The following is a 23,969-nucleotide window of genomic DNA, read 5'->3' as shown; positions in this document are numbered from 1 at the left end:
TACGTTTTAAACAAAACGCAAGGACGTTTCATCCAAAACGTAAGTGCGTTTGCCTTAAAACGTACTTGCGTTTGAGTCCAAACGCACTTGCGTTTTCCACGCATGGAATTCCCAGCATGAAAGGGTCGTTTTTCGTAAGTAATTTGATGGAAATTCCTATTATCCTTTAAAAAATTCACACCTGACGACTTGTCTTCTTTTCAAATGTTAAAAATCAAAGTTCCCAATAAACCCTGAGAAAGTCTGATTGTCTTAGAGTCGTAAGTGCACTAAAAACAAAATGTTCAACTTAAAAAAATGACAACAATGAAAACAACTCGTTTATTCTCTACATTGATTCTCGCCGTATGTCTGGGATGTGGCAGCATGATGGCGCAAAACGCTCCACAGAAAGATTGCCCGGCAAAAGCTGGAAAAGGGAATTGTGCTAAAATGACACCGGAACAGCGGATGGACATGCAGGCTACCCGAATGGGAAAACAACTGATGCTGGACGACAGCAAACTGGCTCAGTTCACCACCCTCTACAAGGAATATCTGACCGCACTGAAGGATTGCCGTCCGACTCCGGAAGGTGAAAAGGTGAAACCCTGCGAACGTACCGACGCACAGATTCAACAGGAAATTGAAAAGGGCTTCGAAATGCGTCAGAAGGTGCTCGACACACAGAAGAAGTATTACAATTCCTTCAAGAAAATCCTGAATGCCCGCCAGCTGGAGAAAGTGTTCCGCATGGACCGTCCGGGAAAAATGCACAAGCGCATGGGACAGAAGCTCTGCCAGATGATGCACGGCAAGATGGGTCGGCCGGGACAAATGCCGGCTCCGGGATGTCCGAACCAATGTCCGGCAGCTCCTCAGGCTCCTCAAGGTAAATAATCCCAAATTCTATACTTATCATTTAATACGCCGAAGCGCGGAACCCAGGGTATCGGGAGACACCTCAAGTTCCGCGCTTCTTTTATTTCATACCGCCTGAGAGAACGGTCTCAGTTTTTCAGACGTACCATGTGGCGGGCATAGCACCACACCACCACATAACCGACAAAGGGTACCACAAAGGCCCAGTGCATGTCGGCATAGTCGCCTACCAGCCCCATGAGTACGGGACCTACGGCACCGCCCACCGGCGACATCATCAGGAAGGAAGAGGCGCGCTTCGTATGGCTGCCAAGTCTTTTCAGGGAGAGGGCGAAAATGGTGGGGAACATGATGGCTTCGAAGGCATAGCCGCAGAGCAGGGCCACGAACGACACGGAACCCAGGTCGAGAATCACCAGCAGCGTAGTGACGACCGTTCCCGTGGCACACCAGAAGAGCATCTTCTCGGCCCGTACACGGCGCATAATCCAGCTTCCCACGAAACGGCCCACCATGAACAGTCCCAGTCCGCCGAACGACAGAATCAGGGAGGCATCGCGGGCGTTCATCCATCCCACCTCGGTCACGTAGTTGAGGAAGAAGCTGTTGATGGAAATCTCGGCCACCTCGTAGGCAAACAGGGCAATCAGACCGAAGACAAACAGCTTATGTGCCCAGAGGCCGACACGGTTTCCTTCGCTGTCCACTTCCTCCTCGTGAGGTATCTCGGGCAGGCGTACCCGCACAAAAGCCAGGGCGGCCAACAGTACAATCACGCCCATCACGGCGTACGGGAGGGCCACATTGCCGCTGGCCCCTTTGTCCTCGTCGGCAAACAGAAGGATTCCCGTCAGAATGGGAGCAAAGATGCATCCCAGTCCGTTGAACGACTGGGCGAAATTCAAGCGGCTGGCAGCGGTCTCCTTCGCCCCCAGTTCCGTGACATACGGGTTGGCGGCCGTTTCCAGGAAGGTCAGTCCGCATCCGATGACGAACAAGGAGAACAGAAAGAAATTGAACGACATCCAGTGCTGCCCGGGAATGAACAGCAGGGAGCCGACGCCATACAGCAGCAGCCCCAGCACCACACCCCGGCGGTATCCGTAACGGTTGATGAACAGTCCGGCGGGGATGGCCATGATGAAATAACCCATGTACATCGTGGCCTGAATCATGGCCGAGTGGGTACGGGTGATGGTGAGCAGTTCCTGAAAATGCTTGTTCAGCACATCCAGAATGGCATGGGCAAATCCCCACAGGAAAAAGAGTGAGGTAATCAGTACAAAGGGGAACAGGTATTGGCGTTCCACCAAGGCAACTCCGTGTTTCTTCATCCGTGCCCCTCCTTTATACATACGACAGCAATTCCGGCAAATCAGTAATGATGAGGTCCGGAAGGGTTTCGTCTATCTCTTCATTTCCCCAGCCTTCGCCTTTCAGCCAGGCCACCTTGCAGCCCACTTTCTTCGCGGGCACCATGTCCTTCGAGAAGGAATCGCCTACTACCAGCACATTCCCGGCGGGCAGGCCCATGGCTTCCACGCCCAGGCGGTAGATGGCCGGGTCGGGCTTGCGTACGCCCACCACCGACGATTCGATGATGTCGGCAAAGAAATCGAACAGGCCGAAGTCTTTCAGGATGGTCTGGATGTTTCCGTAGAAATTGGACACCAGCACCAGCTTATAGCGTTCGGAAAGGGTCTTCACCACGGGACGGGTACGTTCCAGTACGTCCAGCACGTAGCGGTAGCAGCTGTCGGCCACCTTTTCGGCATAACGCTCACGGCTGGCAGTCGCTTCGTCCAGCTTGCCCTGCTCCACCAGGTATTTCACCTGAATGTCGGTCTTGATGCGCAGCACATCGTGGAAGTCATGCTCCGGCTTCACCAGCGGCACCCGAGCCAGCGTGCGCTCGCCGTGCACGTATGCCTCACGGAAGCTGGCTTTGTCCACCGGCACCTGAAACGCTTCATACTTGCTCCACAACACTTCCGCCCAGTGGCGGCTGTTCGTATCAATCGTACCTCCGTAATCAAAGATTACGCCTTTCACATCTGTCAGTTTATTCATCTTTTGTAGTATTTTGGGTTCCGTTGCCGACTTTCATCAGCAACACTCCGATTACAATCCAAATCAATTCGCGCACACGGGTAATCAGTCCGGTATAGATGCCGAACGCACTCGGGATGGCCAGTCCGCCCACGGCCAGCGCGAATCCCCCCTCACGGGCACCCAGCTGCATGGGCGAGAAGAAGAACAGGTTGGCAAACAGGGAGGTGAAGGCCATAATCAGGATACAGGCCAGGAAACTCACGTGGTCGGTCAGGATGTTCAGGATGAAGAACACCTCGGCACAGCCCACGATGCGGGCCGTGAACTCCAGTCCCAACGATGCGTAGAACGTAGTCTTCCGCTGTTTGTGGAGTTCGGCAATCTGTGCGTCCACCCGTTCCAGCGATTCTTTCTTCTCAGTCAGAAAACGGTGTGCCCAGCGTTTCACGTAAGGCACATGGCCCAACAGCTTGAACGTGCGCACGGCCATTCCGTTGCGGTAGCCTTTCATGAAGAAATAGATGGCCAGCAGACAGAAAAAGACCACCACCGACAGCACGATACCCATTCCCCAGTTCATCGGTTCAAAGATGACATACAGCACTGCTGCCGACAACCAGAAGCAGAAATGGGAGAAGATGTGCATCATCACGTAGAGGATGACCGACGAAGTGGCCTTGCTGGCTCCTACGTATGGGGTCAGCTCCATGATACGGTAGGGCTCCCCTCCCATCAGTCCCACGGGAGTGGCATAGTTCAGGGCAAAGCCGGAAACGGTCAGCTTGTACACCTTCCAGAAAGGTACCTTGGCATGTTTCCCGTCGCGGATAATGACATACCACGACCAGGTGTTCAGGTAGTAGATGAACACCCACAGCAGGATGACTGCCGGAAACCAGATACCGGCTTTCCGCAGGTTCTGCCAGAGTTCCTGATAGTCCATGTCGAACGTGCAGAGCATGACCACGATGGCAAAGATGCCGAAGAACCAGAATATGTTGCGAAATTTCTCTTTCATTATGACTGGGCGTATTTATGGTAAAGGAATGCGCACAAGGCTTCATGACGGTGACGCATGTACACGAACAAAGCGGTCATCACCACAATCTCGAAAATGAAATACAACCAAGGCTCGCCAATCAGCAGGCTGATGTAAAGGGCTATCGCACGGGTGTTGAACGTCAGGATATTGGTGTACTTCATCAGCGGGAGGCTCAGGGCACGGAACTCGTCGCGCAGCGACTGCGGGATGTTGTCGCCGTAACGCTCCTGAACAAAGGCATAGAAACGCTGGAAGTTCGGGGTCATCTGCTCCTGCTTGCGGGTATAGTTACCGTAGAAATACAGGAAAGCCTTCCACCAGAAGTTACCTTTCCAGGGCAGGCTGTGGAAAATCTCACGCTGCTGCTTGAAGTTGTCCAGCTCACTGCCGGCCTTTCCTTTCAGGAAAAACAGGTGTATGTTGCGGTAATAGTCGGCCAGCGTACACTGCTTGCTGTGGCACACCGTACCGGAGAACAGGGCAATCAGCCAGATATAAATGCTCCAGGTCTGTCCGGAAGCCTCCCCGATATGGAAAGGAAGCGGCTGATTCATCAGTCGCAGGCAGATGGCCACATAAATCGTGATAAACCAAAGGTCGCCGGCAAATCCGTCGAGCATACGTCCCCAGCGGGTTTTCTTGCCGGTCATACGCGCCAGCTGCCCGTCGCAGCTGTCATAATGGTTGGCCCACATCAGCAGGAAGATACCAATCAGCGTATGGGTCATGTCGGGATAATAGAACATCACCCCTGCCGCCACTCCAAGGATGATGGACAGGATGGTCACCACATTGGGATGGACGCCGAAACGCTGGAAAAACAAGGCCCATACATAACCGATGGGGCGATTGAAATGGATGTCCAGAAACTCTTCTGTATCCATGGACTTGAAAGAAGCCTCTACTCCTTTTTTCTCCGTACTCATTCTTCTTCTAATTTGTGCATGATGCGGTTATAAATACATTTGGCTATTTCCGGACCGGCTTCCACGCGGCAGCGGGCAAAGCTGGGCCAGTCGTTGAAATCGATGATACGGATTTCGCCCGTGGACGATACCACGCAGTCGCCTCCGTAAATAGGAACGTTCAGCACTTCGGCGGCCTTGTTGGCATAAGCCTGCAGCTGCTTGACATCAAAGGGGAATCCCCTAGTCGCCCCGTTGATGACTTCCAAGCCAAACTTGCTGTGCGATTGTTCCGTGGGATAGAAACTATAGAAGAAATCGGTTCCCTGCACCCCGTAGAACTTCACCAAATCACCTACCAGATGCTCGTTGACCACGGCCACCGGAATGTGTCTTTCCCGGAAATCGGCCATCACCACTTCCGCTTCTTCCCGGCACTCCACATACACCACGTCTTCTTTCACCATGGCATGCGAATTGCCCCGCTTGATCCAGCAAGGAAAAATGGAAGGGGTAAACTTCCCGTCGGTGGGAATAATGAAACTCTTCGGATGAGGTACCCCGTTTGCCATAAGCAGTTCCGTCATCTGCTGACGGACACAGTTGTCGATGCCGTACGCTGAATTCACCACCAGCGCTCCCCCGGCTTCCAGTTCTTTCAAGCGTTCAATGGTGGCTCTGTCGCGCGCCATGTCAAAGATAAACGCTCCCTCTATCTTTTGGGCCACAAACTCCTTTTCCGGATACACAGTGACCTCACACCCCATTTTCTCCAATGCTTCTGCCGCCAGCCGGAGGATGGCAGCATCATTGTCTACATGATTCGGGGAATACTCATTACCACGGCTCACACCGACTACCCGAATCTTCTCTCCTTGTTTATACATTCTGTCTTTTTATTCTAGATTTTTCGCAAAAAATCAGGTTTTATTCTTTTATCTCGTTTGGTATATTTAATCTTGTCCGTTCAAAAAAGCCTCTGCTTTCACGATGTCGCCCGCATGGTCTACATCCAGAATCTTTGAAAAGGGATAAGCCTTGAGCTGCAAACCGTCGGCCACCAGCTGGCGCTGGAAGTTGCGCATGCGCGACATGCCCTGCGCCATGCATTTCTCCAACGTCACAATCGACTTGGGCGACAAGCAATAGATTCCGCCGGAAATGTAGCGGGTGTCGGGTTGCAGACTGTCATAGAACCCGGTGATGCGATTGGACGCATCCGTACCGATGTACAGGGGTTTTTCGTCGTCGATATAATCTGTCACGGCCATCATGCCGTCACCGTCGAAAGCCTTGAAGGCCTCAATGAAACGGGCGAACTCTTCTTCCCGGAAAATGGTGTCAACGGTAGTCAGACAGAAACGGTCGTCCTTCAGGTAACGGCTCAGCTCATAAAAGCTGTGCATGGAACTGGGGGTGGTCTTGACTACTACCCGCAAAGGCACTTCGGATGTCTTTTCCAGTTCATGCAGATGTGCCTTCGTAAGGGGCACCTCGTTGTTGATGATGATAACCACTTCTTCCGCCCCGTTCTGTGCGAAGATATGTATCAGGCGGTCAATCATGGCCACTCCGTTCAGTTGCACCAAAGGCTTGGGCAACTGAACTCCTTCCTGTGACAACCGGGACCCCTCCCCGGCTGATATGATTGCAAACTTCATGTTATTCTTCTTCTATGCTATCTAATTTCAGTTTATCGCTATCGTCACGTTTTTCATAATACTGCTTGCGCAACGGGCGTGCACTGATTTCTTTCTCCCATGCACGGTTGCGGAACACGTCCATGGCCACATACACGGCCTGACGGAACGAATCTTCCGAAGCCACGCCTTTTCCGGCAATGTCGTAGGCCGTGCCGTGAGCCGGCGAGGTGCGTACGATAGGCAGTCCGGCGGTGAAGTTCACGCCTTCGTCCATGGCCAGTGCCTTGAACGGAGCCAGTCCCTGATCGTGATACATGGCCAGGATACCGTCGAAGTGGGTATAGTTACCGGAACCCATGAAACCGTCGGCCGGATAAGGTCCGAAGCACTGCACACCCTTGGCAATCATTTCCTTCATGGCCGGAATGATAATCTCCTCCTCCTCCGTTCCCAGCAGACCGTGGTCACCGGCATGTGGATTCAAGGAGAAAACGGCGATACGCGGATTGTCGATACCGAAATCCTTCTTCAGCGACTGGTGGAAGATTTCCATCTTTTCCATAATCAGTTCCTTGGTCAGCATGCCGGGGATGTCACGCACCGGCACATGTCCCGTGACCAACGCCACGCGGAAGTCACCTTTCAGCAGAATCATGAGAGCCTTCTGTCCGTCGCCCACCCGTTCCTCGATGTATTCCGTGTGTCCGGGAAAATGGAACGTATCCGACTGGATGGTATGCTTGTTGATGGGAGCCGTGACCAGCACATCAAACAAACCGTCCCGATAATCGGCCAGTGCTTTTTCCAGTGCCGTCAATGCCGCCTTTCCCGCTTCGGGAGTTGGTTTGGAAAGTTCCACCTTCAGCTCTTCCTCAATGCAGTTCACCACATTCACCCTTCCGTCCTGGGCATCTTCCGCCGTATTCACGATGCTGAAGTTGGTCGGTATCTCCATGGCCTTGCGATGATAGGCCGCCACCTTGGGCGAACCATAGATGACCGGTGTACACAGTTCCAGCATGGTCGGGTCGGAGAAGGTTTTCAGGATGACCTCATAGCCTACTCCGTTTATATCTCCATGAGTGATTCCCACTCTAATTTTACGATTTTCCATATTTATTGCTTATTCTGTTCAGCTTCTTTGTTCACTTTTTCTTCCGAAATGGCATTGTCTACCGGAATCTCCGAAACTTCCTTTTCCGACGGAAGCTGCAAGGTGTAAAGCGCCGCATTCAGTTTACGAATCTGGTCACGTTTCAGCTTGCCCGGGTTATAGACAAACCCTTCCACCACGATGACGCGAGCATGCTCACGGTCTACACGTACATGCGATACGAACGGACCACCCATGGCATCGTTCTTCATGTCCCACAAACCACGGGCCTCAAACGCATAATCTCCTTTCACAGCAATGTTGCGGGTAGTAAGGAAAATGGAATCGGATGTTTCCATATACATACCTTCCCGCTCACCCGGCAGGTTGACCTTCATCACAGAGTCGCGCTTGTGGATGAAATATTCCTTGGTAAAGGTATCCTTATCGCGGAACGGATAGGAATACATCACAAAGTTCAGGTCGTTCAGGTTGCTGGAAGCCCAGAGGAAATCCTTTCCTACCTTATACGACTCCAGTTCCACCGGCATCCAGATGTCGCAGTCGAACAGACTCTTCACCTTCGTAGAAATCAAATCGCTGTGCTTCTTTTCCAACAGTTTGACCTGACGGTTCATTTCGGCACGGGTGAAGAAATCGATAATCACTTGTCCGTTCTTCGACACATAATCGGCAAATTCCTGCTGGTTGGGTGCCTGGATGGTCATAATCATCTGCGGAGAAGAATAGGCATCACGGGTATATTTGAATTTGGGCTGCGTGTAAATGTCCTGAATGTCCACGATAATGATGTTGCGGAACAGACGGACCGACCGATTAAACGCATCCGGTCGCACACGTGAAATACGAAACGAACGTTCCGGCTGCGGCAATCCCGGCACATCGGTGTCCAACACATGGAAAAGGGCGCTGTCCGGACTCATCCAACATTTGTCGTCGGCTACTACCATCACTTCGTAGGGGCGTCCGCTGGACACTGGAGTGATGATACTCTTTCCGCCGTTCCGGCAGGAAGAGAATGACAGCACTGCCAAGGCTATCCCAAGATAAAATGTTACTCGCTTCATAATATTCTGGTATTAAATGGTTTCACTTTCTTTTTCTTTTTTCTCGGCCTGTTGCTGGGCGGTAGAAAGCATGCCGCAAGCGGCAAAAATATCTTCTCCGCGGGAGGCACGGATAGTGGCAAACAAGCCATGCTGCGTCAGATAATCACGGAACGCAATCATCGACTCCATATCGGCCCCTTCCAAATCCACATTCGGGATGGCATGGAAACGAATCAGGTTCATCCGGCAATCCAGTCCCCGCAACAGCTTGACCAGTTCCTTGGCGTAAATCAGGCTGTCGTTCACTCCCTTGAACACGATATATTCAAAAGACAGGCGGCGCTGCTTGCTGAAATCATATTTACGGAGGATATCCACGATTTCCGTGATGGAGAATGCCTTCTCGGCCGGCATCAGTTCCCGGCGCTGGGCGGGAAACGGCGAATGCAAGCTGATAGCCAGGTGGCAGTCGCTCTCTTCCAGGAAGCGCTCCAACCCTTTCCGCAGACCTACAGACGACACTGTGATACGCTTCGGACTCCATTTGTAGCCATAATCGGCCGTCAGGATTTCCAAGGCACGCAGCACCTCATCGAGGTTATCGAACGGCTCTCCCATTCCCATGAACACCACATTGGTCAGGGTGTCCCGCTCGGGCACCGAATAAATCTGGTTCAGAATCTGGGCAGCCGTCAGGCTGGTGGTGTAGCCCTGCTTTCCAGTCATACAGAACTTACAGTTCATCTTACATCCCACTTGCGAAGACACACAGAGCGTGGCCCGGTCTTCGTCGGGAATATATACGGATTCGATGTAATCACCTTCGGGCGTGCAGAACAAGTACTTCACTGTTCCGTCTACCGAACGCATCGCATGCACCGGTGCACTGGCCCCCACTTCGTAGTTCTCCATCAACCGTTCACGGTTCTTCAACGAAAGGTTGGTCATCTCTTCAATCGACCCCACCTTCTTATCGTACAACCACGAAGCAATCTGTCCGGCTGTAAACTTGGGCATTCCCAAATCCTGCACAATCGCTTTCAATTCGTTCAGTGTTTTCCCCAATAAAGGAGCTTTTGTCATCATAATTCTCTTATATTCTACACATTTAGCGTACAAAGTTAGGGAAAAAATAAGATATATTCCCTATCTTTGTCCGTATAAATGTATTAAATATGAATAATCTAGTGACTTGTTTCCTTCCTTACGAAGGTGATAACCAACAGAATAAGACCATCGAGGGACTGAGCGCCAGTTCCCGGACAGACCAGATATTCCTACTAACTGACCACCCGGAAAACGCAGGTGCCCCTACCGGCAAATGCCGCATTCTCCCGTTTTTCTCTTTCCAGCAGACCGACGGCATCCGGCAGATGCTCGCTCTGACGCATACGCCCTACCTGCTCATCTACACCAAAACGCAGGCGCTTGACATGGGATACATGGCGCTGGAGCGCATGTGCGACTACCTGTGTGCCCTGGAAACGGGCATGGTCTATGCCGACCACTATCAGGTGGCCGACGGGGTGCGGCAGCCTCATCCGGTCATCGACTACCAGCCGGGAAGCGTGCGCGATAATTTCGACTTCGGCTCGGTGCTGCTTTTCAAGACAGCGGCCTTGCAGGAAGCCTTTGAATGTATCACCCACCAACCGGAATACCGCTACTCGGCCCTCTATGCCGTGCGGCTGGCCCTCTCCCAACAGCACGAGCTGACCCACATCCGCGAGTTCCTCTACACGGAAATTGAAGAAGACACCCGCAAGTCGGGCGAGAAACAGTTTGACTACGTGGACCCGCGCAACCGGAGTGTACAACTGGAACGGGAAACGGCCTTTACTTATTATTTAAAGCATATCGGGGCCTTCCTGCCTCCGGTACAACGGGATATCGACCTTACGGAAGGAGAATTTGCCTACGAGGCCTCAGTCATCATCCCCGTACGCAACCGCATCCGCACCATTGCCGATGCCATTGATTCCGTCTTGACCCAAGAGACCGATTTTCCTTTCAACGTGATTGTCATCGACAACCATTCGACCGACGGCACCACGGAGTGCATCGACCGCTATGCCGGCAACGAGAAGGTAATCCACCTCATTCCGGAACGGGACGACCTGGGTATCGGCGGATGCTGGAACCTGGGCGTGCATCATCCGCTCTGCGGACGCTTCGCCGTGCAACTGGACAGTGACGACTTGTACAGCAGTCAGTCTACCCTCCAGACGATTGTCGACAAATTCCGTCGGGAACGCTGCGCCATGGTCATCGGTTCGTACCGCATGACCAATTTCCAGCTGGAGACTTTGCCGCCGGGCGTCATCGACCACAAGGAGTGGACCGACACCAACGGCCACAACAACGCCCTCCGCATCAACGGACTGGGCGCACCCCGCGCTTTCTTCACTCCGCTGCTACGGAAGATACGTGTGCCGAACACCAGCTACGGCGAAGACTATGCCTTGGGACTGGCCTTCTCCCGCGAATACCGCATCGGCCGTATCTATGATGTACTTTATCTTTGCCGCCGATGGGAAGGCAACTCCGACGCAGCCCTGAGCATCGAAAAACAGAATCAGAACAACAGCTATAAGGACAGCCTGCGTACGCTGGAAATACGCAAACGGCAGGCCATGCTCCGCCGTCCGCTTTCCTGGGAAGAAGCATCTCCGGAGATTTCGGCGGAAGCGTTCATCCACCACCAGCTGGACACCTGGCCGCTGGCCCGCAAGAACCATGAGGCCTTGGCCGACGTGCAGACCCGCACACTCCCGCTGGACGGCAACCCCATCACCGTACAGTTCAACCCGGCCCGCGCCGTTTCCACCTGTGCCAAAGTAGACAAGGCTTCCATTGCGGCCCGCCCCTGCTTCCTCTGCCTGAGCCACAAGCCGGAAGAACAACAGAGTCTCCGCATCCTGCTGGACGAAGCCTTCAGCCTGCGGCTGAACCCTTATCCTATCCTGCCGGGACATCTCACGATTTCTACGGAACGGCACCAGTGGCAGACTTTGGCCGACAAGACCGCCCGCCGGTTGCCTGAGCGGCTGGTCGACTGGCTGGAAAAACATTTTGCCGAGGGCTACACCGTATTCTATAACGGAGCCAAATGTGGCGCCTCCGCTCCCGACCATTTCCATTTTCAGGCCGTACACCAGAAAGATGTCCCCCTCATCCGGCAATGGGACAAACTGATGAGCACCGCCGTAGAAAAAGGGTTCGAACCGCTTGCCGACGGAAAATCCTGTATCGCCTACGACATTGAAGGATACATCTGCCCCCTGCGCGCCTTCATCACCCAGGGAGGAATGGGTACCGGCACCCGGCTGATTGACAGCTACCTGCGCAGCCTGCCCTTGCCCGAAGGAGAGATGGAGCCCCGCTACAACCTGTTTGCCTGGGACGACCCCCGCTACGGGTTTGTCACGGTCTACATTCCGCGTACCGCCCACCGTCCGCAATGCTACACCGCCGAGGGGGATGCCCAGCTGCTCGTCAGTCCCGGTGCCCTCGACATGGCCGGCATTCTGGTGACGGCCCGCGAAGAAGATTTCCAGAAACTGAACGCCGACACCCTGCGGCAAATCTATCACGAAGTAACCCATTAAGCCCCATGAAAGAACCCGAAATAAACGTGGGCATCGTCAATGCCCTTGAAATACATTTCACCCTCAATGCCAAGTTCCTGGCCAAAGGGGAAACCGTCTCCGGCAAACAGCATGTATCCTTCGACGAAGGAGGCATTTTCTGGAACGGCAACGTGTACCGCGAACTGACTTTCACCCCACTGGAAGACGATGCTTCCTTCTCGCTCGAAGATGTGACCATCGGTATCAACTTCCACTGGGAGCGACAGGAGACACAGACCTTCCTGGGCACCCTGCGACTGGTGGTGGACGAGGGAAAGATTACGGCCATCAACCAGCTTCCGGCCGAGGACTACCTGACCAGTGTCATTTCGTCGGAGATGAATGCCACCTCTTCCTTGGAGTTCCTGAAAGCCCATGCCGTGATTTCCCGGAGCTGGCTGCTGGCCCAGATTGAGAAACGGAAAGCCCTCAGCAAACAAAGCAGCGGCTTCTTCCCCTTCTTCAAGACCGATACGGAATACATCCGCTGGTACGACCGCGAAGACCATACCATCTTCGACGTCTGTGCCGACGACCATTGCCAGCGCTACCAAGGCATCACCCGCGCATCGAACCAGAGCGTGGTGGAGGCGGTCAAGGAAACCCGCGGCCAGGTGCTCATGTACAAGCACGCCATCTGCGACGCCCGCTTCTCCAAGTGCTGCGGTGGGGTGACCGAAGAATTCAACTACTGCTGGGAGGACAAGAAATATCCCTACCTCAGTGCCGTGCGCGACCTGGACACCGAATCCCCGCTGCCCGACCTGACAAAGGAGGAGGAAGCCGAACGCTGGATCCGCCAACGGCCGGAATCGTTCTGCCACACCACCAACCCGAAAATCCTCTCCCAGATTCTCAACCACTACGACCAGGAGACGCAGGACTTCTACCGCTGGAAAGTGAGATATACGCAGACGGAACTGGCCGGACTGATTGCCACCCACACCAAAAATGACTACGGCGAGATTCTCGACCTTATTCCCGTGGAACGTGGAAAGTCGGGCCGCATCAGCCGCCTGAAGATTGTGGGTACTTTGAAGACGATGATTATCGGAAAAGAACTGGAGATACGACGGACCCTCTCACCCACCCACCTGTTCAGCTCGGCCTTCGTGGTCGACAAGGGACCGGAGGTGAACGGTGTACCGGAATGGTTCGAACTGACCGGCGCCGGATGGGGACACGGCGTGGGACTCTGCCAGATTGGTGCCGCCGTGATGGGCGAGAAAGGCTATGCCTACGACCAGATTCTGCTGCACTACTACCAAGGAGCTGAAATCCGCAAGTTATACTAAATCCTGACGGCCATGCACACACGTTCTCCTTGGTATTGGGTGCCTTCGCTCTACTTTGCCGAAGGCCTTCCCTACGTAGCGGTCATGATTCTCTCGCTGGTGATGTACAAGCGGATGGGCATCTCGAACACGGAGGTAGCCCTCTACACCAGCTGGCTGAACCTGCCTTGGGTCATCAAGCCCCTGTGGAGCCCGTTTGTCGACCTACTCCGCACCAAACGGTGGTGGATTGTCACCACCCAGCTGCTGCTGGGAGCTGGACTGGCCGGCATTGCCTTCACCATCCCTACGAGCCATTTTTTCCAGACCACCCTGGCCGTGTTCTGGCTGGTGGCCTTCAGTTCCGCCACCCACGACATCGCCGCCGACGGGTTCTATATGCTGGGGCTTACCTCCCACCAGCAAGCCTTCTTCGTGGGCATCCGCAGCACCTTCTACCGCTTTGCCACCATTGCCGGACAAGGGCTGCTCATCATGCTGGCCGGAGGGCTGGAAGAAGTGACCGGCCGCACTTCCTACGCCTGGAGCATCACCTTCTTTACCCTGGCAGGCTGTCTGCTGGCCTTGTGGCTTTACCATTCTTTCGTCTTACCGCGGCCCGACCAGGACCGTCCTTCGGCCACGCATCGGAGGAACGCCAAAGGCATTCTGACCGACTTCCTGCTCACTTTCCGTTCCTTCTTCCAGAAAGAGCAGGCCCTCACTGCCATCCTGTTCATGCTGCTCTACCGCCTGCCGGAAGCCCAGCTGGCCAAGATGGGCATCCCCTTCCTGCTCGACCCTGTGGAACAAGGAGGACTCGGCATGACCACCGCCCAAATCGGATTCGCACAAGGTACCCTCGGCATCGTCGGACTGACCCTGGGTGGCATCCTGGGAGGCATTGCGGTGGCACGCCACGGACTCCGCCGCTGGCTCTGGCCCATGGTGTGGGCCATCTCCCTGCCCGACCTGGTTTATGTGTACCTGAGCTACGCCCAGCCCGACAGCCTCGTCCTCATCAACAGCTGCATCTTCGTGGAACAGTTCGGCTACGGATTCGGTTTCACGGCCTACATGCTCTACCTGATTTATTTTGCCAACGGCTCGCACAAGACCTCGCACTATGCCATCTGTACGGCCTTCATGGCCTTGGGCATGATGCTGCCGGGCATGATTGCAGGATGGATGCAGGAAACCCTGGGCTACCAGCTGTTCTTCATCTGGATTATGGTCTGCACCCTGGCCACCTTCGGTGTGACCGCCCTGCTGAAAATCGACCCTGAATTTGGTAAGAAATAAAAAGAAGCGCCCCGTCCGGTCTTTACTTCCCCGCAAGGAAATGCCGGACAAAACGCATGAAATGCAATACGGTATCGGCCTCCTGTCCTTGGGCCGATACAAAACAGAAATGCCGCTTGAACTGCAAGCCTTCAATGTCAATCACCTGAAAGTCGCCGGCTTTCAGTTCCCGCCCCAAGGCGCAGACCGATACAATCCCCATGCAGTCACTGCACCGCAGGAACGACTTGATACCCTCCGTGCTGCCCAGGTGCATCCGCACGTTCAGTGACGAGAGTTTCAACCCCTGCTCAGCCAACACCATCTCAATGGCATCCAGCGTGCCCGAACCCCGTTCACGGAGCACCAGCGGCACACGGGTAAACTCGTCCAATGTCAGTTCCTCCTTTCCGGCCCAGCGTCCGCGCGGACACACCACCGGCACCAGCTCGTCGCACAGGAAAGGTTCATAGCGCAGGTTGGGCAGGCGGAACACACCTTCCACCATCCCCACGTCGATGGTATGCTCCTGCAACGCCTTCTCCACATTGCGCGAGTTGGTATCCATGAGCGACACACTCATCTGGGGATAACGTTCCGTATAAGCAGCCAGTACAGGTGGAAGCACATATTGCGAGATGGTCGTACTCGCTCCCAGTCGCAGTTCCCCCGCATATTCGTTGTTCAGCTGGTGCATGTCGTACTCCAGCTTGCGGTAGTCGGCCAGGATACGTTCGCAATGCTCCATGAGTAGCTTCCCCGCCTCCGTGAGCGAGATGGAGTTCCCCTTACGGTCGAACAGGCGCACCCCGTAAAGACTTTCCAGCTCCCGCACATGCTTGGTCACGGCCGGCTGGCTCACGAACAATTCCTGCGAGGCCTTGGTAAAGCTGAGGTTGCGGGCCACACTGTAGAATGCTTTCAAACGGAAATCAGACATAGGCTACTCCACGGATTAAAGTTCCTCTGCCCGGATGCCCAGCGACTGAAGCACGGCAAACCCGAGCATCTCAAAACGGTAACTGCACTCGTGTGCCGGAGGGTTCATGCCGAACACGGTCACACTCTCCTTGTCTTTCATCTTCTCTGCCAGTTCGGCCACGGCAGAGCCATATTCTCCCTCATCGGGCACCAGCATCACCCGGCGCGCGTCTTTCGACTCCGTGAGCAACTGCAACGATTCACCGAACAAGTCTTCCCGCCGGGCCATTCCCGAAGTCTGGAACGCATACAGTGAGAACTCACCCAGCCGGCTTTGGAAAGCCATGCCGTGAATCTCTTTTTCCAAGTCGGAAGGCGCACAGAAACGCATCCGGCCATGTGCCGCATCGTACACAAAAATCACCTGTATCTCGTGCTGCCCCGGTTCCAGTCCGGCATCCAGCGCCAGACATTCCAACAGCACCGCCAAGTCGGCCTTAGGCAGTTCCCGGCCCACCAGGGGCGCAAAATGAGCCGCCATATCCCCGCCCACGCGGTCCAAGAAAGCAGCATCTATCAAAATCACATCAGAAGCAAAGGGTATTTTCTTTTCCATAAATTAGTTAATGTGTTTCCGTTTATAGTTGTTTCCAGTCGCCGATGGCACCCGTTTCGGAAGAGAACACGGCCCCTATCCTGTACAGCTTGCGGCTGTCCGACTCATACTCGCGGGCATAGCCTTTTTCCTCTATCTGGCGCAAGGCCTCATCGGCCGTCCCGTCCAGCTTGAACTCAAAGATATAGACATACTGCGGCGTCTCCACCACACAATCCACGCGGCCCTGACTCTGCACCTTCTCCGTGTAGACCGTATAGACGCTTATCAACCGCATAATCAGGTAGAACGTATAATGGAAATAACGCTCCCGTTCCCGTTCGTTCTCCTTGCGGCGCATCGTATAAGGTATGCTTGCCAGGAAAGAAGTCAGCCCCGTACGGAAATTGTCCAATTCCCCTTTCCGCAGAAATATGGTCGCCTCCCGCACCCAAGGATAAATCTTATCCCCGTTATCGAAGTATTTGGAAGCCACCATCGACAGAAAACCTTCCTTCACCTCCTTGTTGGGATAATCCAACAGGAACAAGTCAAAATCCCGGTCAAAGTTCTTGATGGTGAGATAACCACTCTGGTAAATCATCGGAAGCGGCTGTTCCACATCTGCCTTGTAGTCGATAAACTCCTTCGGCGCATAATACCGGCCCGTAATTTCGTCCATATTTTCGTTCGTGTGCGAAAGCAGACGAATCAGGTAAGTAGGCGTACCACTCTTGAACCAGTAGTCGGAAATATCAAGTGTGGCAAAAGCATTCAGCAGACTGAACGGGTTATAGATGTCCGTCATATTCTTACTGAAATGATAGCCGTCGTACTGGGCCTTCAGTCGGTTACGCATTTCCTCGTACGTACATCCGTACACCTGCGCCATGCGCTCCATCGGCTCCCGGAAAGTATTCTCCAGTTCCTCCTGCGTGATGCCGCAAAGCGTCTCATACTTGCCGTGCATGCTGATGTCGAAAGGCTGGTTGAAACCACTGAACACGCTCACCTGCGAGAATTTCGTCACGCCCGTCAGGAACACGAACTGCAGATGCTCGTCGGCTCCCTTGAACACGGAATAAAACGCTTTCAGGATGTTGCGGTGCTCTTCTTCCAGATTCTTATCCACATCCAGCACGTCCAATATCGGCTTGTCGTATTCATCCACCAGCACTACCGCACGACGCCCCGTCTGTTCGTGGGCCGCACGAAGCACCTTGATAAAACGGAATCCCACATCCAGCCTGTCACTTTCAGAGGGCAGTCCGTAGCAAGCTTCCCACTCGGATACATAATTATCCAAGCGTTCTTCCAGCACTCCTTTCTGCATGAAATTGGAACCATTGAAATCCAAATGAAATACCGGATACACCTTCCAATCCTTCTCCAGACGGTCTATCTTCAGCCCCTTGAACAGTTCCTTCCGCCCAAGAAAATAATTCTTCAGCGTGGAAACCAGCAGGCTCTTTCCGAAACGCCGCGGACGGCTCAGAAAGTAAATCGAACCTTCCTGAGCAAGCGAATAAACCATATCCGTCTTATCTACGTACACATAACCGTCTTCTATGATGCGGTCAAAACTCTGTATTCCGATTGGGTATTTCATACATGCACAATTAAAAGCCTTCAGACAAAGGTACGAAAAATATCCGAGAGCCCGCATTTTTCTACCGTTATTTCAATGAAGCCAATTTCTTCACCCCTATCGGCCCATCCGGAACCGAGTTCCACACAATCCACTCGTTTACAGCTACTTACGCCTCATCCAAAACACAAGTACGTTTGAGGTAAAACGTAAGTGCGTTTGAAGTAAAACGCAAGTACGTTTTAGAGAAAACGCTTCGACGTTTTAATCCAAACGCAAGTGCGTTTTTCCGACTGACAAAAAGCAGGTCGTAACTGACAGATCTTCAGTATAAAAACCATACAGAATGACAATTCGGCAGGTTTTCCCGACCGACAGGCGTTGGCAAAGAGTTTGCATAAAGGTAAGCGTCGGTGCGCCGCCTGTCACAAGGCGGGAGGCTCCCGGCAAAGAAAAAGAAAAACAACAAGAACGAGAAAGGAGACCATTTATGAACTTTAACAACTTTACAATCAAATCGCAAGAGGCAGTGCAGGAGGCGGTGAATCTGGTACAGAACCGCGGACAGCAGGCCATCGAGCCGGAACATTTGATGGCAGGTTTGCTGAAGGTGGGCGAAAATGTAACCAACTTCATTTTCCAGAAACTCGGCATAAACGGCCAGCAGATAGAAACCGTACTCGACCGGCAGATTGCTTCCTTGCCGAAGGTATCGGGAGGAGAACCCTACCTGAGCCGTGACGCCAACGAAGTGTTGCAGAAGGCCGTGGAGGTATCCAAGGAACTGGGCGACGAATATGTGTCACTCGAAGCCATGCTGCTGGCACTGCTGAACGTGAAAAGCACGGTGGCTACCATGCTGAAGGATGCAGGGCTGACCGACAAGGAGCTGCGGGCTGCCATCCAGGAATTGCGTCAGGGACAGAATGTCACCTCGCAATCTAGTGAAGATACGTATCAATCACTGAATAAATATGCCATCAACCTGATAGAAGCTGCACGAAGCGGAAAGCTCGACCCGGTCATCGGCCGTGACGAGGAAATCCGACGGGTGTTGCAGATTCTGAGCCGGCGTACGAAGAACAACCCGATTCTGATTGGTGAACCGGGTACCGGTAAGACGGCCATCGTAGAGGGACTGGCACAGCGAATCCTTCGGGGCGATGTGCCGGAAAACCTGAAGAACAAACAGCTGTTCTCACTGGATATGGGTGCGCTGGTGGCAGGTGCCAAATACAAAGGTGAATTTGAGGAACGTCTGAAATCGGTCATCAACGAAGTGAAGAAGTCTGATGGAAACATCATCCTCTTCATCGATGAAATCCACACCTTGGTGGGTGCCGGAAAAGGCGAAGGTGCCATGGATGCGGCCAACATCCTGAAACCGGCCTTGGCCCGTGGGGAACTGCGGAGCATCGGTGCCACTACCCTCGACGAATACCAGAAGTATTTCGAGAAGGATAAGGCGTTGGAACGTCGTTTCCAGACCGTCATGGTAGACGAACCGGATACGGCCAGCTCTATCTCCATCTTGCGTGGACTGAAGGAGCGTTACGAAAACCACCATCAGGTACGTATCAAGGATGAGGCCATCATTGCGGCTGTGGAACTGAGCAGCCGGTACATCACCGACCGTTTCTTGCCGGATAAGGCCATCGACCTGATGGATGAGGCGGCTGCCAAGCTGCGTATGGAACGTGACTCTCTACCGGAAGAACTGGATGAGATTGAACGCCGGTTGAAACAGCTCGAAATTGAACGCGAGGCCATCAAGCGGGAAAAGGACGAGGCAAAACTGGCTCAGTTGAACAAGGAGATTGCGGAACTGAAGGAACAGGAGACTTCTTACAAGGCCAAATGGCAGAGTGAGAAGGAACTGGTGAACAAGATTCAGCAGAACAAGAAGGAAATCGAACAACTCAAGTTCGAAGCTGATAAGGCAGAACGTGAAGGCGACTACGGAAAGGTGGCCGAAATCCGTTACGGAAAGCTGCAGGCACTGGAGAACGAAATCAAGTCTATCCAAGAGGACTTGAAGAAGAAACAGGGCGACAACGCCTTGATCAAGGAAGAGGTAACGGCAGAAGACATCGCCGACGTGGTATCCCGCTGGACGGGCATACCGGTAAGCCGTATGTTGCAGAGCGAACGTGAAAAACTGCTCCACCTGGAAGACGAACTGCACAAGCGGGTCATCGGACAGGATGAAGCCATCCAGGCTGTGGCAGATGCCGTACGTCGTAGCCGTGCCGGACTGCAAGACCCGAGACGTCCGATTGGTTCGTTCATCTTCCTGGGTACGACCGGTGTCGGTAAAACCGAACTGGCCAAGGCTTTGGCAGAATACCTGTTCAACGATGAATCGCTGATGACGCGTATCGATATGAGTGAGTATCAGGAAAAGCATACCGTGTCACGTCTGATTGGTGCGCCTCCGGGATACGTTGGTTACGATGAAGGGGGGCAGCTGACCGAAGCCGTTCGCCGGAAACCGTATTCAGTGGTCTTGTTCGATGAAATCGAAAAGGCACATCCGGATGTGTTCAACATCTTGTTGCAGGTACTGGACGACGGACGTCTGACCGACAACAAGGGACGTACGGTGAACTTCAAGAACACCATCATCATCATGACTTCCAACTTGGGCAGCTCGTACATCCAGAGTCAGTTCGAGAAGATTAACGACCAGAACCACGACCAGGTGGTAGACGAGACCAAGAAAGAGGTAATGAACATGCTGAAGAAGACCATCCGTCCGGAGTTCCTGAACCGTATCGATGAGATTATCATGTTCCAGCCGCTGAACAAGCCGCAAATCGAACAGATTGTCCGCTTGCAAATCAAAGGCATCCAGAAGATGCTGGAGGACAACGGTGTAACCTTGCAGATGAGCGACGAAGCCATCGACTTCCTGGCTACTGCCGGCTACGATCCGGAATTCGGTGCACGTCCGGTTAAACGTGCCATCCAGCGCTACTTGCTGAACGATTTGTCAAAGAAACTTCTGTCGCAGGAAGTGAACCGCGAGAAACCGATTATCGTAGAGCGCGAGGGTGATGGATTGAAGTTCCGTAACTAAGTCTGCGGAATTTTTCCCTTATCTTCTATTATATAAAATGAACCCTCCACAGGGATTCCTGAAAAAGGATACCTGCGGAGGGTTTTTTGTTTGTATCTCTCTTGCTATTCCGAAAGGCGTTCCGGAAGTCAGGGAATTGTCATACGCTTCAGTTCGTCGAGTGTGCCGTTGAACACGTTCAAATCCACTTCTTCCCGGATACCCGGCAGACGACCCACATCGGTATGCTGCCAGAACCGCCACTGCCCTTTGTATTCCACTGAATCAACATAGTAGTGGGCAATCCAATAGGGATAGGAGTTGAAGACGGAGTCGTTCAGGTAGCGGGTCTTGAACTTGTAGGATGTATAGAGAATCGGTTTCACCCGATAATAATGTTCGATTTTATCCAGCCAGATTTTCAGGTCGTGGCGGAGCTTCTTCTCGTTCTCTCCCCTCACCTCGATGTCGAGTACCGGAGGCAGGTCGCCCGACTCCAGTTTCACGGAGCGGATAAAGAAATCGGCCTGGCGGGAAGCATCTGTCTTGGGATTGTAAAAATGATAGGCGCCGCGGATGAACCCATGCTTGCGGGCCTCGTCAAAGTTATGAATGAATGCCGTATCACTGAAGTCCCCTCCCTCGGAGGCTTTCATGAACACGAACCGTACGGGAAACGGCGAATTCTGCGTTTTCTGCAATTCTGCCCAGTCAATCTGCCCCTGATGGTGCGACACGTCGAAACCATGCACCTCAAACCCGTATGGCAGGCATACCCCGTAGGCTTTCAGCCCGTAACAAGGTTTCCAGCGGTAGGCGTAGGGACGGATAAAGAAATAATAGAATGCGACGACAAAACAGGCACCTATCCCCCCCAACAACAGGTAATAACACCAGGAAGGCATCTGCCAGTGGCGGATTTTCCTTTTTCCCCGCGGGGTTCTTCCCGACGGCTTGCCGGAAGCGGTCTTTCGTCTGCCCGTGTTTTTCCTGGCCGCAGGACGCTTGCGGGAAGTTTTTTTCTCGGCTTCGTTCACCGCGAGAATGGGTGATTTTTTGGTCATCGTCAATGTGTTTATGAAGAATGTCTAAAGATGTACCGCCCATGCGGTAGAGATTGTATTTCAACAAATAGCGAAGAATCCGGCGCTCGGATGGTCGGCCCGATTCTTCGCTAAAAGATAGGTATCAGCTGAAAATCCCTTGCGGGAGTTCAACCTTCAATTTATTTTGCCTGTTCGTACTGCAGAGTCTTCGTCGGCTGGTCGCAAACTTCTGTCGGACCGAAGTACTGAATCGGACCCGGATATACGTAAGCTGTTTCCTTAGCCCAAGTGTCACGCATAGCAGCGAAAGCCTTGAACGGAGCACCATCCAGTTTCACCAGTGCTTTCTGGATAACCGGCTTCATTTCACCGTGACGGCGTTCCATGTTCATCATCATGGTGATAGGCACACCACCTGCAATCCATTCAGCAGCAGGAGCGGTTGTGTTGCGTACAGAAGACATGTAACCTGTCTTTCCGTTGGCAATCAACATAGAAGCAGTGTAACCCAAAGAGTAGCAGTAGTCGGCATCAAAGTTAGACGGAGCCGCGCAACGTCCTTCGTAACCGAAGAAGTGGTGCTGAGCAGCGAACTTGCCTACGAACTTACCTTCTTCTTTCCATGCAGCCAGCTTGGTAGCTACCATTTCAGACAACAGCTTTTCAGTTTCAATCAAAGAAACCTGTACGTTTCCGTGCGGGTCACGGTCGAGTGACAACTGACGGGCTACACCCTCCGGCAGAGAAGCATAGATAGCTGCGTTTTCAGGAGACAGCTTGCTGATGATATATTCGCGCTGTTTAGAACGCTTGATGCTGTTGAATTCTTCGCCATTGGCAGCCAGGAAGTCGTTCAATTCAGCAATCAGGCGCTTCATGGCCGGGATGAATTCAATCAGACCTTCCGGAATCAATACCGTACCGAAGTTGTTGCCGGCAGCTGCACGGTCTGCTACTACCTGAGCGATGTAAGTCACGATGTCGTCCAAAGACATGTTCTTGGCTTCTACCTCTTCAGAGATGATACAGATGTTCGGCTGAGTCTGCAAAGCACATTCCAGTGCGATGTGAGAAGCAGAACGTCCCATCAGTTTGATGAAGTGCCAGTACTTGCGGGCTGAGTTACAGTCACGTTCGATGTTACCGATTACTTCAGAGTAAGTCTTGCAGGCAGTATCGAAACCGAATGAAGTTTCAATCATTTCGTTCTTCAAGTCACCGTCGATAGTCTTCGGGCAACCGATTACCTGAATGCCATAGTTCTTGGCAGCATAGTATTCAGCCAATACGCAAGCGTTTGTATTTGAGTCGTCACCACCGATGATTACCAGTGCCTTGATGCCCAGTTCTTTCAGAATTTCGTATCCTTTTTCAAACTGGTCTTCCTTTTCCAGTTTTGTACGTCCTGAACCGATGATATCGAAACCACCTGTGTTACGGTATTCGTCGATGATATCGGCTGTCAGTTCCATATATTTGTGGTCTACCAAACCGCCAGGACCCAGGATGAAACCGTAGAGTTTGTTGGCCGGATTCAGTTTCTTGATACCGTCGAACAAACCAGAGATAACGTTGTGGCCACCAGGAGCCTGTCCACCAGACAAGATAACACCGACGTTCATCGGAGCGTATTCCTTTGCTTCACCTTCCACGAACTGAATCAACGGCATGCCGTAAGTGTTCGGGAACAATTTCTTGATTTCTTCCTGATCGGCTACAGACTGAGTCGGTTCGCCTTCCTTAGCTACTACCGCGCCTTTCAATGCTTTCGGCAATTTCGGCTGGTAAGCAGCTCTTGCAATTTGTAATGCACTTTTTGTCATAATTGTTATATTTATAAAGGTGTATTGAAATAATCTTTTTCGTTGCTGTGCAAATTTCGTATTTTTTTCGCAAATATGAAAGAAAGCC

The 23,969-nt window shown here is 52.9% G+C and carries 18 protein-coding genes and 2 pseudogenes; 6 read left to right on the top strand and 14 right to left on the bottom strand.

Features of this window, described 5'->3' with window-relative positions:
• Positions 1-306: 306 nt before the first annotated feature.
• Positions 307-879, top strand: a complete 573-nt coding sequence (locus tag BQ7480_RS06025) for a hypothetical protein (protein WP_139255731.1) — start codon at positions 307-309, stop codon at positions 877-879.
• A gap of 110 nt (positions 880-989) precedes the next feature.
• Here BQ7480_RS06025 and BQ7480_RS06020 read toward each other — a convergent pair whose 3' ends face one another.
• The 9 genes from BQ7480_RS06020 to rlmN form a co-directional block, all read right to left on the bottom strand.
• Entirely contained in the window at positions 990-2,195 is a 1,206-nt protein-coding gene (locus BQ7480_RS06020; protein ID WP_072543925.1) for a sugar MFS transporter, read from the bottom strand.
• Between the two features lie 13 nt (positions 2,196-2,208).
• The gene (locus BQ7480_RS06015; protein WP_072542133.1) at positions 2,209-2,931 is read right to left on the bottom strand and encodes an HAD family hydrolase; all 723 of its coding nucleotides are present in this window, start codon (positions 2,929-2,931) and stop codon (positions 2,209-2,211) included.
• Entirely contained in the window at positions 2,924-3,931 is a 1,008-nt protein-coding gene (locus BQ7480_RS06010; protein ID WP_072542132.1) for a lysylphosphatidylglycerol synthase transmembrane domain-containing protein, read from the bottom strand. The genes BQ7480_RS06015 and BQ7480_RS06010 overlap by 8 nt, the downstream gene beginning before the upstream one ends.
• Positions 3,931-4,881 carry a CDP-alcohol phosphatidyltransferase family protein gene (locus BQ7480_RS06005; protein ID WP_072542131.1) on the bottom strand — a complete coding sequence of 317 codons (951 nt, stop codon included), beginning with the start codon at positions 4,879-4,881 and terminating at the stop codon, positions 3,931-3,933. The genes BQ7480_RS06010 and BQ7480_RS06005 overlap by 1 nt, the downstream gene beginning before the upstream one ends.
• On the bottom strand, positions 4,878-5,747 hold the full coding sequence (locus BQ7480_RS06000) for an ATP-grasp domain-containing protein (protein WP_072542130.1): 870 nt from the start codon (positions 5,745-5,747) through the stop codon (positions 4,878-4,880). Before BQ7480_RS06000 ends, BQ7480_RS06005 begins: the two co-directional genes overlap by 4 nt.
• Before the next feature lie 66 nt (positions 5,748-5,813).
• A complete protein-coding gene (locus tag BQ7480_RS05995; RefSeq protein ID WP_072542129.1) occupies positions 5,814-6,521 on the bottom strand; it encodes a nucleotidyltransferase family protein in 708 nt (235 codons plus the stop codon).
• Position 6,522: 1 nt separating this feature from the next.
• The gene (gene pdxA, locus BQ7480_RS05990) at positions 6,523-7,617 is read right to left on the bottom strand and encodes a 4-hydroxythreonine-4-phosphate dehydrogenase PdxA (RefSeq protein WP_072542128.1); all 1,095 of its coding nucleotides are present in this window, start codon (positions 7,615-7,617) and stop codon (positions 6,523-6,525) included.
• Between the two features lie 2 nt (positions 7,618-7,619).
• Complete coding sequence (locus BQ7480_RS05985) at positions 7,620-8,684, bottom strand: DUF4837 family protein (protein WP_072542127.1); 1,065 nt, start codon at positions 8,682-8,684, stop codon at positions 7,620-7,622.
• Between the two features lie 12 nt (positions 8,685-8,696).
• Positions 8,697-9,749, bottom strand: a complete 1,053-nt coding sequence (gene rlmN / locus BQ7480_RS05980) for a dual-specificity RNA methyltransferase RlmN (protein WP_072543924.1) — start codon at positions 9,747-9,749, stop codon at positions 8,697-8,699.
• A 92-nt stretch (positions 9,750-9,841) separates the two neighbouring features.
• On the opposite strand from rlmN, the pseudogene BQ7480_RS18370 reads away from it, so the two are divergent.
• From BQ7480_RS18370 to BQ7480_RS05965, 4 genes and pseudogenes are all read left to right on the top strand, one after another.
• A pseudogene (locus BQ7480_RS18370) lies at positions 9,842-10,897 on the top strand (glycosyltransferase family 2 protein); the annotation flags it as partial.
• A gap of 30 nt (positions 10,898-10,927) precedes the next feature.
• Positions 10,928-11,806 (top strand): annotated as a pseudogene (locus BQ7480_RS18365) (DUF4922 domain-containing protein); the annotation flags it as partial.
• Between the two features lie 473 nt (positions 11,807-12,279).
• The gene (locus BQ7480_RS05970; RefSeq protein ID WP_072542125.1) at positions 12,280-13,590 is read left to right on the top strand and encodes a SpoIID/LytB domain-containing protein; all 1,311 of its coding nucleotides are present in this window, start codon (positions 12,280-12,282) and stop codon (positions 13,588-13,590) included.
• A 12-nt stretch (positions 13,591-13,602) separates the two neighbouring features.
• Positions 13,603-14,871 (top strand): MFS transporter, encoded by a 1,269-nt coding sequence (locus BQ7480_RS05965; protein ID WP_072542124.1) that lies wholly within the window; start codon positions 13,603-13,605, stop codon positions 14,869-14,871.
• Positions 14,872-14,893: 22 nt separating this feature from the next.
• Here BQ7480_RS05965 and BQ7480_RS05960 read toward each other — a convergent pair whose 3' ends face one another.
• The 3 genes from BQ7480_RS05960 to BQ7480_RS05950 are packed head-to-tail and all read right to left on the bottom strand — an operon-like array spanning position 14,894 to position 17,975.
• On the bottom strand, positions 14,894-15,790 hold the full coding sequence (locus tag BQ7480_RS05960; RefSeq protein ID WP_072542123.1) for a LysR family transcriptional regulator: 897 nt from the start codon (positions 15,788-15,790) through the stop codon (positions 14,894-14,896).
• Positions 15,791-15,805: 15 nt separating this feature from the next.
• Positions 15,806-16,387 (bottom strand): DUF6621 family protein, encoded by a 582-nt coding sequence (locus BQ7480_RS05955; RefSeq protein WP_072542122.1) that lies wholly within the window; start codon positions 16,385-16,387, stop codon positions 15,806-15,808.
• 22 nt (positions 16,388-16,409) lie between these two features.
• Positions 16,410-17,975, bottom strand: coding sequence for an ATP-binding protein (locus tag BQ7480_RS05950; RefSeq protein ID WP_072542121.1), 1,566 nt, complete (start codon positions 17,973-17,975; stop codon positions 16,410-16,412).
• 469 nt (positions 17,976-18,444) lie between these two features.
• Here BQ7480_RS05950 and clpB point away from each other — a divergent pair, with 469 nt between their 5' ends.
• A complete protein-coding gene (gene clpB / locus BQ7480_RS05945) occupies positions 18,445-21,033 on the top strand; it encodes an ATP-dependent chaperone ClpB (protein ID WP_072542120.1) in 2,589 nt (862 codons plus the stop codon).
• A gap of 128 nt (positions 21,034-21,161) precedes the next feature.
• Here clpB and BQ7480_RS05940 read toward each other — a convergent pair whose 3' ends face one another.
• A complete protein-coding gene (locus BQ7480_RS05940) occupies positions 21,162-22,076 on the bottom strand; it encodes a glycoside hydrolase family 25 protein (protein WP_072542119.1) in 915 nt (304 codons plus the stop codon).
• A gap of 161 nt (positions 22,077-22,237) precedes the next feature.
• Positions 22,238-23,881 carry a diphosphate--fructose-6-phosphate 1-phosphotransferase gene (locus BQ7480_RS05935; protein WP_072542118.1) on the bottom strand — a complete coding sequence of 548 codons (1,644 nt, stop codon included), beginning with the start codon at positions 23,879-23,881 and terminating at the stop codon, positions 22,238-22,240.
• Between the last annotated feature and the right edge of the window lie 88 nt (positions 23,882-23,969).

It is taken from the genome of Bacteroides mediterraneensis (assembly GCF_900128455.1).
Taxonomy (GTDB): domain Bacteria; phylum Bacteroidota; class Bacteroidia; order Bacteroidales; family Bacteroidaceae; genus Phocaeicola; species Phocaeicola mediterraneensis.
Note: the sequence above shows the minus strand (reverse complement) of the source record. Positions and strands in the feature narration are given on the sequence as shown.

Coding starts and splice junctions, on each gene's coding strand:
- BQ7480_RS06025 (WP_139255731.1), top strand. CDS start 307: ATGAAAACAACTCGTTTATTCTCTACATTGATTCTCGCCGTATGTCTG.
- BQ7480_RS06020 (WP_072543925.1), bottom strand. CDS start 2,195: ATGAAGAAACACGGAGTTGCCTTGGTGGAACGCCAATACCTGTTCCCC.
- BQ7480_RS06015 (WP_072542133.1), bottom strand. CDS start 2,931: ATGAATAAACTGACAGATGTGAAAGGCGTAATCTTTGATTACGGAGGT.
- BQ7480_RS06010 (WP_072542132.1), bottom strand. CDS start 3,931: ATGAAAGAGAAATTTCGCAACATATTCTGGTTCTTCGGCATCTTTGCC.
- BQ7480_RS06005 (WP_072542131.1), bottom strand. CDS start 4,881: ATGAGTACGGAGAAAAAAGGAGTAGAGGCTTCTTTCAAGTCCATGGAT.
- BQ7480_RS06000 (WP_072542130.1), bottom strand. CDS start 5,747: ATGTATAAACAAGGAGAGAAGATTCGGGTAGTCGGTGTGAGCCGTGGT.
- BQ7480_RS05995 (WP_072542129.1), bottom strand. CDS start 6,521: ATGAAGTTTGCAATCATATCAGCCGGGGAGGGGTCCCGGTTGTCACAG.
- pdxA (WP_072542128.1), bottom strand. CDS start 7,617: ATGGAAAATCGTAAAATTAGAGTGGGAATCACTCATGGAGATATAAAC.
- BQ7480_RS05985 (WP_072542127.1), bottom strand. CDS start 8,684: ATGAAGCGAGTAACATTTTATCTTGGGATAGCCTTGGCAGTGCTGTCA.
- rlmN (WP_072543924.1), bottom strand. CDS start 9,749: ATGACAAAAGCTCCTTTATTGGGGAAAACACTGAACGAATTGAAAGCG.
- BQ7480_RS05970 (WP_072542125.1), top strand. CDS start 12,280: ATGAAAGAACCCGAAATAAACGTGGGCATCGTCAATGCCCTTGAAATA.
- BQ7480_RS05965 (WP_072542124.1), top strand. CDS start 13,603: ATGCACACACGTTCTCCTTGGTATTGGGTGCCTTCGCTCTACTTTGCC.
- BQ7480_RS05960 (WP_072542123.1), bottom strand. CDS start 15,790: ATGTCTGATTTCCGTTTGAAAGCATTCTACAGTGTGGCCCGCAACCTC.
- BQ7480_RS05955 (WP_072542122.1), bottom strand. CDS start 16,387: ATGGAAAAGAAAATACCCTTTGCTTCTGATGTGATTTTGATAGATGCT.
- BQ7480_RS05950 (WP_072542121.1), bottom strand. CDS start 17,975: ATGAAATACCCAATCGGAATACAGAGTTTTGACCGCATCATAGAAGAC.
- clpB (WP_072542120.1), top strand. CDS start 18,445: ATGAACTTTAACAACTTTACAATCAAATCGCAAGAGGCAGTGCAGGAG.
- BQ7480_RS05940 (WP_072542119.1), bottom strand. CDS start 22,076: ATGACCAAAAAATCACCCATTCTCGCGGTGAACGAAGCCGAGAAAAAA.
- BQ7480_RS05935 (WP_072542118.1), bottom strand. CDS start 23,881: ATGACAAAAAGTGCATTACAAATTGCAAGAGCTGCTTACCAGCCGAAA.